This is a genomic window from Okeania sp. (assembly GCF_983059655.1).
Genome location: NZ_CEZPJD010000197.1, coordinates 2,045 through 11,253, shown reverse-complemented (window position 1 = coordinate 11,253; position 9,209 = coordinate 2,045). Strand labels below are relative to the sequence as shown.

General features: G+C 35.9%; 9 protein-coding genes. 5 read left to right on the top strand and 4 right to left on the bottom strand.

Features of this window, described 5'->3' with window-relative positions; translation table 11 throughout:
- Nucleotides 1-781 precede the first annotated feature (781 nt).
- Nucleotides 782-1,855: a DMT family transporter gene (locus AC3DU7_RS13220; RefSeq protein WP_488039803.1), complete on the bottom strand. Its 1,074-nt coding sequence runs from the start codon at nucleotides 1,853-1,855 to the stop codon at nucleotides 782-784.
- Between the two features lie 628 nt (nucleotides 1,856-2,483).
- On the opposite strand from AC3DU7_RS13220, the gene sppA reads away from it, so the two are divergent.
- The 3 genes from sppA (at nucleotide 2,484) to AC3DU7_RS13205 (ending at nucleotide 4,502) form a co-directional block, all read left to right on the top strand.
- Nucleotides 2,484-3,302 (top strand): signal peptide peptidase SppA, encoded by an 819-nt coding sequence (gene sppA / locus AC3DU7_RS13215; RefSeq protein ID WP_488039802.1) that lies wholly within the window; start codon nucleotides 2,484-2,486, stop codon nucleotides 3,300-3,302.
- A 31-nt stretch (nucleotides 3,303-3,333) separates the two neighbouring features.
- Nucleotides 3,334-3,711: a chorismate mutase gene (aroH, locus tag AC3DU7_RS13210; protein WP_488039801.1), complete on the top strand. Its 378-nt coding sequence runs from the start codon at nucleotides 3,334-3,336 to the stop codon at nucleotides 3,709-3,711.
- Nucleotides 3,712-4,043: 332 nt separating this feature from the next.
- Entirely contained in the window at nucleotides 4,044-4,502 is a 459-nt protein-coding gene (locus AC3DU7_RS13205) for a hypothetical protein (RefSeq protein ID WP_488039800.1), read from the top strand.
- Nucleotides 4,503-4,720: 218 nt separating this feature from the next.
- Here the strand turns inward: AC3DU7_RS13205 and AC3DU7_RS13200 are convergent, their stop codons facing one another.
- From AC3DU7_RS13200 to upp, 3 genes are all read right to left on the bottom strand, one after another.
- Nucleotides 4,721-5,002, bottom strand: a complete 282-nt coding sequence (locus AC3DU7_RS13200) for a YggT family protein (RefSeq protein WP_488039799.1) — start codon at nucleotides 5,000-5,002, stop codon at nucleotides 4,721-4,723.
- A gap of 131 nt (nucleotides 5,003-5,133) precedes the next feature.
- Nucleotides 5,134-5,457 carry a ssl2009 family thylakoid membrane protein gene (locus AC3DU7_RS13195; protein ID WP_488039798.1) on the bottom strand — a complete coding sequence of 108 codons (324 nt, stop codon included), beginning with the start codon at nucleotides 5,455-5,457 and terminating at the stop codon, nucleotides 5,134-5,136.
- 109 nt (nucleotides 5,458-5,566) lie between these two features.
- Nucleotides 5,567-6,217: a uracil phosphoribosyltransferase gene (upp, locus tag AC3DU7_RS13190; RefSeq protein ID WP_488039797.1), complete on the bottom strand. Its 651-nt coding sequence runs from the start codon at nucleotides 6,215-6,217 to the stop codon at nucleotides 5,567-5,569.
- A 636-nt stretch (nucleotides 6,218-6,853) separates the two neighbouring features.
- Between upp and AC3DU7_RS13185 the strand changes: the two genes are divergently transcribed.
- Together AC3DU7_RS13185 and AC3DU7_RS13180 are read left to right on the top strand one after the other, a co-directional pair.
- On the top strand, nucleotides 6,854-8,035 hold the full coding sequence (locus AC3DU7_RS13185) for a trypsin-like peptidase domain-containing protein (protein ID WP_488039796.1): 1,182 nt from the start codon (nucleotides 6,854-6,856) through the stop codon (nucleotides 8,033-8,035).
- Between the two features lie 864 nt (nucleotides 8,036-8,899).
- The coding region (locus tag AC3DU7_RS13180; RefSeq protein ID WP_488039795.1) for a hypothetical protein at nucleotides 8,900-9,209 on the top strand (310 nt) is incomplete at its 3' end.

Below are 9,209 nucleotides of genomic sequence, written 5' to 3'. Positions count from 1 at the left end.
AGCTATTGGGCAAATCCTGCAATTTGTAAATATACCAGCGCTCATTGCTATACATTGAGCAGAATTAGCGTTCGCAGAGCGTTCCGTCAGCAGTATCACACCCTAGAGTTGGAACAACTTACTAACTCATCCCAGACTTTGTGTTTTGCACTACCAACCTAACTATCTAACAAAATGCTGATTTAGCCCAAACCCTTGAAACTTCTTTCCGTTCCGGAATTCTCCGCAAACCTTTCAATTCCTTTCAGTCGCAACTGACGTAGTTTTAAATTTTCCTACTTAGTTATCTTAGGGCTAAAGCCCAACTACAAACAAGAAGCGGAAGTAATTCCGCACACAGCCCCTCCAGAATGTAAGACACACTCAAGACAGTCAAAAATCAATACTTTTGATTTGTAAGGCTTTTAGGATTTTGTAACTAGTTAGGGCTTGCTGATTAAATATTAAACCATTGACTGATATTGGTAAGTGCCTTTTTTGGTCGAAAAAAGTGTAAGCTTTTCGGTCTAGGGATCTCAAAAAGCTAGTATTTTGGAACGATTATGGCAGAGCAATCTTGGGACGATTCTTCTGACTACCTCTTCTATAATTCCCATTCCTCCTGTTTGCGGAGCATTCCGTAGGAAATTCACCGATTCTGTTTGCGTAGCATTCCGTAGGAAATTCTGACTCCTACCCCTGCCAAAAGACTTTAATTCAGCAAACCATAGTTAGTTATTTCTGCAATTCTGCACTAGGAAATAATCCCTACTATTGTCTACTCAAATGAAAACCACTGTAGTTAAATCTTCTCTGATATTTCAACTCCAACTTGCACATTCACTTCAACTGGTTGCTGTTGAGATTGTATTAACATTTTGCCAGAATTAGTATTTGAAATATCTTCTTGTTTTAAACTGCTAAATTTCAACTTTTCGGCTAATACATCTCGTTGATTAATCAAATAAATACTAACTAAAGTTAAACCCACTCCCACTGACTGTAACGAACTCAAAACCTCTCCTAAAAATAAATTGCCAAACAATAAAGCAAAAATTGGAGTTAGAAAAGTTAAAGCACTTAAACTGGTAAGATTTCCAGAAGAAGCAAAATAAAAGAATAAACCATAGGCGATCGCGCTGCCGAAAATAGTTGCATAACCCATCGCTATCCAACCATACCCATCAATATTAACCCACTGTCCAGACTCAAATCCTGCTGAAATTGCAAGTAATGGAACACCACCTAAAATCAAATGCCAACCAGTTGCCATAACTGGGTCATTATATTTGCAAACCCAACGCACTAATACTGTTCCTACTGCCATAGATAGAGATGCTAATAACATTAACCATTCTCCACTTTGAAACAGTGCATCTATTCCTAGAGATGCTTCTATTGTTTCTGGATGCAGCAAACTCCCGATCCATTCATCAGGTAAACCAATTAAACTAATGCCAAAAACACCAATACCTAACCCTAACCAACCCCAAAATCTAATTCTCTCTTGAAATAGCCATAATGATAAGATAGCTACTGCCAAAGGTTGGGAGTCAATCATCACCGAACCCAAACCTGCACCTGTTCTGACCAACCCTTGAGCCAAAAACCCCTGAAACAAAGCACCATCTACTAAGGCAAACAATAAAATCCACAACCAAGCTATTTTTCCTTGTGGTTGAGGTCTTCCCTGAATCATTCCTACCAATAACAATAATATACCTGCTGGTAATATACGCATTGCTGCCATAAAAAATGGTGTTGTCTGAGGAATAACACCTTTCATTGCTACCATTGCAGTTCCCCAGAAGAAAAAGGGAGCAATTAGTAAGAGTGTAGCAAAGGGAAGTTTTGAGTTAGTCAGTTTTAGCTGCATAGTTATTTCAGTTATCAGTTATTACTCATCAGTTATCAGTACCGACCGCTGTTTGCGCAGCATTCCGTAGGAAAGTCAGAAGCACTAAAATACTGAAGTTTACTTTCTCTTGGTTGATTGGATATGGCGTTTGCTACCGCAAACGCTAACAGCGGAGCAACTCTGCAAGAGGAGGTTTCCTCGCTACCATACCCTACTGGAAACTGCGACTTTTCTATCCTCTTGTAGAGCGACAGCTTGTAGTGCAGCTAAGGGGAGGCTGTTGACCTTATTTTTTGGCCATTACTTTAAAGATTAATATTAAAGCTTTATTTATAAATTGTAACAATTTTTCATATAAATATATATATTAATACATAATATTTGTTTAACTAATAATAAGGTAAAATTTCAAAATATTCATTAAATTATCAAAATATTATGTTAATTGACAATTAAAATTCAATATGTTATCTTAAAGAAAATATTATGACTTGTGCTATGATTAAGTTTGACCAAAAAATTCTGGTCAATAGCATCCTCTTTTAAGGGGATAAAAAAAGAATATTTCAGATTTCAAGCCTCCTTATTGGAGAGGTACTGATAACTGATAACTGATAACTGAAATGACTTTTGACTTAATAAAAGTATGATTTGGCCATTTAAGCCTCGATACCGTAAACAAATTGCCCGAATTGAAATTAGTGGTGTCATAGCGAGCGACACCAGAAAAAGAGTTCTAGAAGCACTGAAAACAGTAGAAGAAAGAAAATTTCCTGGTCTGTTACTGAGAATAGATAGCCCTGGAGGTACTGTTGCTGACTCTCACGAAATTTACAATGCCCTGAAAAATTTGCAAGATAAAGTCAAAATTGTGTCTAGCTTTGGCAATATTTCAGCCTCTGGGGGTGTCTATATCGGCATGGGTTCTCAACATATTGTTTCTAACCCTGGGACAATCACAGGTAGTATTGGGGTGATTTTGCGAGGCAACAATATAGAACGTCTTTTGGAGAGAGTAGGGGTTTCTTTTAAAGTAGTAAAGTCTGGCCCATATAAAGACATATTAGCCTTCGACCGAGAAATGACAGATCCAGAAAAACAAATTCTCCAAGACTTGATTGATAATAGTTATCAGCAATTTGTCAAAATAGTGGCTGAAGCACGAAATTTAGCTGTAGAAACTGTTAGAAGTTTTGCGGATGGCCGAATTTTTACAGGTGAACAAGCATTAGAATTAGGTGTGGTTGACCGTTTAGGTACTGAAGAAGATGCCCGTAAATGGCTTTGTGAATTGATAAAATTAGACCCAGAAAAGACCGAAAGTTGTACCCTCGAAAAACCAAAATCTTTAGTAAATCGAGTTTTGGGTAATAATCAGGTATCATCAAAATTATCGGCGGCTCAAAGCTGGGTAGAATTTGAAACATCTACTAATGGTTTACCTTTGTGGCTGTATCGACCTTAATTTTGAATAATAAAGTTGGGAGGATTTTGGCGTGGTGTGGCGAGTTCAAGCAATTCGTGGGGCAACTACTGTCTCAGAAAACTCAAAAGAAGCCATTCAAGAGGCAGTAACGGAACTACTAGATGAACTAGAGAACCATAATCAAATCGATCCAAGCCAGATTATTAGTACTACTTTTTCTGTAACTCGTGACTTGGATGCTATTTTCCCTGCTGCGATCGCCCGCCAACGTCCCAACTGGAATAATGTACCTTTATTAGATGTGCAACAGATGCACGTTGAAGGTAGTTTAGAGCGTTGTATTAGATTTTTGATTCATGTGAATATGCAAGAAACCCAGGTTAAAAATATTGTTCATACCTATTTGCGAGGGGCAAAAAATTTGAGACCTGACTGGCAGAAAGCTTGAGGAAGTCAGAAGGCAGAAAACTGAAGGCAAAATTCTTATTGATAGTCAAAGAACGGCCATTTTGTGCCTGATAACACCAAGCAATTTTAAACATTACAAGTAACGAGCGGTGAGGTATTAAAACCGCAAAATAAAAGATAAAAAATAGCAATAGTTTGCTACAGATTTTTTTTATACGCAACGTTACGTGAATGCAAACTATTGATATATATATAACTAATATATTAAAGGGCAACTTTAGCTACTTAATTTCACTAGACTAGTTTTTTTTATCGCCTTTCAAGAAAATAAGCTAGAGTTATTTATAATAATCACTCTAAAAATTTTATTATATGAGAACGTCATTTTTTTCTAGTATCATTATATCTACCTTTGCAGCCATAGTAGCTTGGCTATGGACTTTTCCTGCTTGGGCAGCAATTCCAGTTCAGCTATACGATCTAGAATACCACAAATGTCCTTCTAGTTTGGAAAAAGGAATTATTTCCAGTGGTTCTAGTATGGCGGCTAACTGTTTTATTATCGCTGGTAAAGCCAAAAATGCTTCCGATAAGATTTTGTATGATGCAGATGTATATGGACGTATTTATGACGCTGATAATAATAATGTTATGCAAAATCGTACAAGACTTGGGTCGATTGAAGAAGTACCCCCAGGTGTAACTGATTTTGAAATTAGAGTTTCTGTGCCAGCAAATCTACCTACTCCATTGAGACTAAAACAGTTTAAATCATCTGGATTTTCTCATAAAGTTCGATGGCAAACTATAGAAGAATTTGATGGCTTTTAATTATTAATTATTGAAGGCAGTTTGAGTTTTTGGTAGTTCTGCAAAGTAATATCCAATGTAGACATACTACCTTTATGGGAGCATCTTGCTCCCATTAACATTTGCAATAAAAATAATTACAATACAAACTACCTTTTTTTTTTCAATCTGCCTCAAAATTATTTCAAAATGAGAGAATAACTATTTGATAGGTTAGGTTGTTCTAAGTATTATAGATACTAATAGGCCAAGCCATTTAGTAATCCTGTCAAAATTTGAGCTACAAACTGGAGGGCAAATATCGCGATTATGGGAGAAAAGTCTATACCTCCCAAGGGTGGAATAATAGAACGAAATATATTTAGATAAGGGTCTGTCAACTGACTCAATACAGAAAATGGTGGATCGTACCAGTTAATATTGGGGAACCAACTTAACAAGATCCTAATGAACATTAAAATTAAATATATTTGTACAAATGTTCCTAGAGTTTCTGCTAAAAGTCCTATAGGGGAATTCATAAGTTTTATTATTTTGAAACTACAAATTATATTAGATACTGAAATCTAGTTTAGCACAGCTTTAGTATTGTTAATCTTTTCATTCTGAGCCATCTCTGACATCTATATTTTTTTATGAAATAGATTTATTATTAATAATCTGAGGATTCTTCAGAGAGTGACCGCTCAGTATTTGCCAAGCTGCCATTAACACCATTTATTTGTTGGCGCACTTCATCAATTGCTTGATTCAACTGTGCTATTTTACCTTCCAAGCTTTGACGAGTTTCTTCTATAATTTCTGATTCTTTTATAACTTTTTGTTTTTCAGTATCTTGAGTCTCTAATAAATTTTCTGCTTCATCTGCATCATTAGACACTCTTGCTCCTACTAAAATTCCCAATAACCCACCTACTAAGCCACCAACTGCAGCTCCTGCAATCAAACCACTTGCAAAACCATCTCTATTACTCATATTTAGCAAATAGCCAATCGTTTGTATTAATCTCTATTTTTAACCATAGCATGTTCTTACTATAGAATGTTAAATCAATTAATTTTGATTGCCTTCAAGTGGCCAGTAACTAAGTCCCAAAAGTTCGATCGCCAGCATCGCCAAGACCTGGTATAATGTACCCGATATCATTAACAACCTCATCAATAGTTGCTGTGTAAATAACCAAATCAGGATAAGTGACACTCAATTTTTGTAGAGCAGGAGGAGCTGCTACTACGGAAATAATTCTGATTGAAGCAACATTAACCCCACGCTCAGTTAATTCAGTCATCGCCTGCATAATTGTGCCACCAGTAGCTAACATTGGGTCGCAAATCAAAACCCGAGCATTGGGGGCAAACTGAGAAGGCAGTTTATTCAAATAACAACTAGGTTCCAGAGTTTCTTCATTTCTAACTATTCCCAGATGATAGATGGATGCCAAAGGTAAAACAGTTTGTGCTCCTTCTAATAATCCTAGACCAGCTCGAAGAATGGGTATTACTACAATAGGGACTTGAGGGTTAACAAAAGTAGCAGGACATTCCGCTAAAGGAGTTTTTACCGTTGTTTCTACTGTAGGTAACCAATCTCGAATTGCTTCATAGGTTAACCATCGACCTAATTCTGTCATTGCAGAACGAAATAAAGCAGAGGGTGTATTTATGTCACGAGCTACAGCTAACCAATGTTTTACTAAAGGATGGGGTGGGACATAAACACGAAGCTGCATAGTCACGAGCCAAATTCCAATAAAATACCAATTTATTTATCTTAAACTATTGGAGAAGGAAAAAGGAAGAAGTAAGAAGACTTAGTTATTTAGCAAAGAAGGAAGAAAACAGAGGTATTCTAGCTCAGAAATGATGCTTAATATATTGATTTTCTACATCGCCCCGATGGCTCCCCTACCTGAGTTCTGAACCCTGACTCTTGGGTACTCACATAACTATTTGTTTGTGGCAAACATTTGTCAAGTTGGTATAGCAGTCGAAGAAAAGGTTAAGACAGTTTAAAAGTTTAAAAATCATGCCAAATCCTGTGTACATAGAAGATTTATTGTTAGGGTAAGGCAGAAGGCAGCTATGCTGAGGGCAGAAGGGTTACAAGTATTTGGACAAATTCGCTTTTCATGACTGGATTTTGTATCAGATAGTGTAATACTTTTCCTTCTTCTTTATATCAAAATAACATGGGTCTAAAACCTAGCCTTTTAAGGCACAATATTTTTGGAGCCTTACTCAAATCCCCTACTTTCCCTTCTGGGAGCAGTAGGGGTAAGTTAACTTCTGACTTCTGACTTCGTTAAGTAACTATTTTTTCAAAAAATTACTGGGTAATAATATTAAATATAAACTAGATTTGACCAGCAACAATGAATGCCAAATTTTTGCAAAAAACCACATTAAAAATACTTATTGTAACAGTAGCAGTTGGTGTAAATTTAATTAATTTTCCTCCAGTTAAGGCTCAAATAAAACTAGATACAATTCCCAGACCTTTGAATAAAAACCACAAAGAAACACTAATTTCTCTGAGCCTAGAAGAAAAAACTAATATTCGTGTTTATGAACAAGCTAGTCAAGCAGTAGTTTCCATAGATACAGATAAAACTAATGGTAGTGGTGCCATTATTAGTGCTGACGGAATGGTATTAACAAATGCCCATGTTGTATCTCAAGGTGGTGTGGTTAAAATTACCTTAGCAGATGGCAAAAAAGTTACGGCAGATGTTATAGGTTTTGGTGAAGAAAATTTAGATTTAGCAGTTCTCAAAATTCGAGGAGAAAGAAACCTGCCCACTATAAGAATAGCTCGTCCAGGTTCAACAAAAGTAGGTCAGCGAGCTTTTGCCATCGGAAATCCTTTTGGCAGATTTCAAGGTACTCTTACTGTAGGAATAGTCAGTCGTATAGATCGAGAAAGAGGATTGATCCAAACAGATGCAGCTATTAACCCTGGTAATTCCGGGGGGCCACTATTGAATAGTTCTGGAGAACTTATTGGTGTCAATACTGCTATATTTACTCGTGGTCAATTAGGGGGTAATATTGGTATTGGTTTTGCCATATCTATAGATAGAGTCCCAGAGTTTCTTCGAGCAGTTAGAGAGGGAAGAGCTCCTTTAGTAGCTCAACAGCAAGCGAGAATGTTCGACGAGCGCCAGGCTGAAAAATTAGACCTTAATGGTTTAATAGAAATCAAAGGTAATTTGGATAGTGAATCTAATGTATTACCTGTAGATAATAGTTATTATGACCTTTATGCTTTTGAGGGTTTAGCAGGTCAAAAGATTTCTATTGATATGAGCAGCAATAAAATAGATTCTTACTTAATTTTATTAAGTTCAAATGGTCAGGAATTAGCTCAAGATGATGATAGTGGTGGAGAGAAAAATGCCAGAATTGTGATTACTTTACCAGAGGATGGAACTTACAAGTTATTAGCAAATTCTTATGAAGCAGGAGAGTCAGGAGAATATCAGTTAAAAATTGAGTCTGTTTCACCTAGGATTAGACCTTTCTTTGAGCGTGAAGGAATAAATTACTATAGGTAAATTGTCTGAAATTTTCTCTACCTTATTTTACTAATAGGGGTATGAAGATTAAGAAAATTTAGACAAGTTAAAGATAGACGGAGCAGAATAGAAAATTTTTGACTTTAAAATTCGTCTACATAGTAAACTATTATTTGCAATTACAAAAAATTGACTCGATATTTTAAGCTGAACCTAAAAGAATATGAAATACTAAAATTATTACTATATGTCTTCCCTTTTTTTTTAGTAAGTACAGGTAAATCATAGTTTACTCGTACATTAGTTAGTAGATATGGGTAAACTTCGAGGAGCGGAAACCTAACAAGGTTTATTGAGATGAAGTACTAAAATTATTGCTACATATCCTTCCCTTTTTTAGAGATGAACGAGAGGTTAGGATAATCAAGAGACAATGCTCTATTTTATATGATATGAAATATCAAACTGATTTGAAGAAGACAGAAGAGACTTATGCTGTTTGCGCAACATGACAAACGGAAAGGGAAAATTGCTCATGGATAGTCAACTACCGGCCACTCCGTATATTATCTATTGACGGCGGGTTATTAAGCCAGCAAAAGAAAAGATAAAATGTCATAATGAGCGGATGGTAGTAATTTTATCAAAAAATAGTATTTATAGAAAACAGGAATTTATAGCAATTTCAGCAAATGGTATTACAGCAAAATCAAACAGTTAATAAATTAATTACAAGCATTGATTTTGAAAGAGAAACAAATATGATTATGCTGAAATTATTTAACTACTAACTAAAATCCAGTTTTAATTGTTTAAATTAATAATTATTCGTGATTATTTGCCACTATGCTAGTAGGCTAGTTGGAGAATTTAAGTATTATGTTTATTTATTTGAGGTGATTAATGCGTCAAGCAAGATTTTGGGCGATCGCTCCTTTTGGTCTACTAAGTATTATAGGAAAAACTTTACTTTTCCCTATCCTTCTACTTCATCCTGTGGTTATCAATTCTAGCTATGCTAATGAAATCTTAGCTCAGGATACTCCAGCCCCAAAAACTACTCCAAACCCAGAAATAACCCCAAGCTCCGAAACTACTCCAACTCCAGAAATAACCCCAACTTCAGAAACTACTCCAACTCCAGAAATAACCCCAAGCTCAGAAACTACTCCAACTCCAGAAATAACCCCAACTTCAGAAACTACTCCCTCTA

Bases quoted from the DNA above. Each gene is read 5' to 3' on its own strand.
- AC3DU7_RS13220 (WP_488039803.1), bottom strand. From the start codon at position 1,855: ATGCAGCTAAAACTGACTAACTCAAAACTTCCCTTTGCTACACTCTTA.
- sppA (WP_488039802.1), top strand. From the start codon at position 2,484: ATGATTTGGCCATTTAAGCCTCGATACCGTAAACAAATTGCCCGAATT.
- AC3DU7_RS13205 (WP_488039800.1), top strand. From the start codon at position 4,044: ATGAGAACGTCATTTTTTTCTAGTATCATTATATCTACCTTTGCAGCC.
- AC3DU7_RS13200 (WP_488039799.1), bottom strand. From the start codon at position 5,002: ATGAATTCCCCTATAGGACTTTTAGCAGAAACTCTAGGAACATTTGTA.
- AC3DU7_RS13195 (WP_488039798.1), bottom strand. From the start codon at position 5,457: ATGAGTAATAGAGATGGTTTTGCAAGTGGTTTGATTGCAGGAGCTGCA.
- AC3DU7_RS13185 (WP_488039796.1), top strand. From the start codon at position 6,854: ATGAATGCCAAATTTTTGCAAAAAACCACATTAAAAATACTTATTGTA.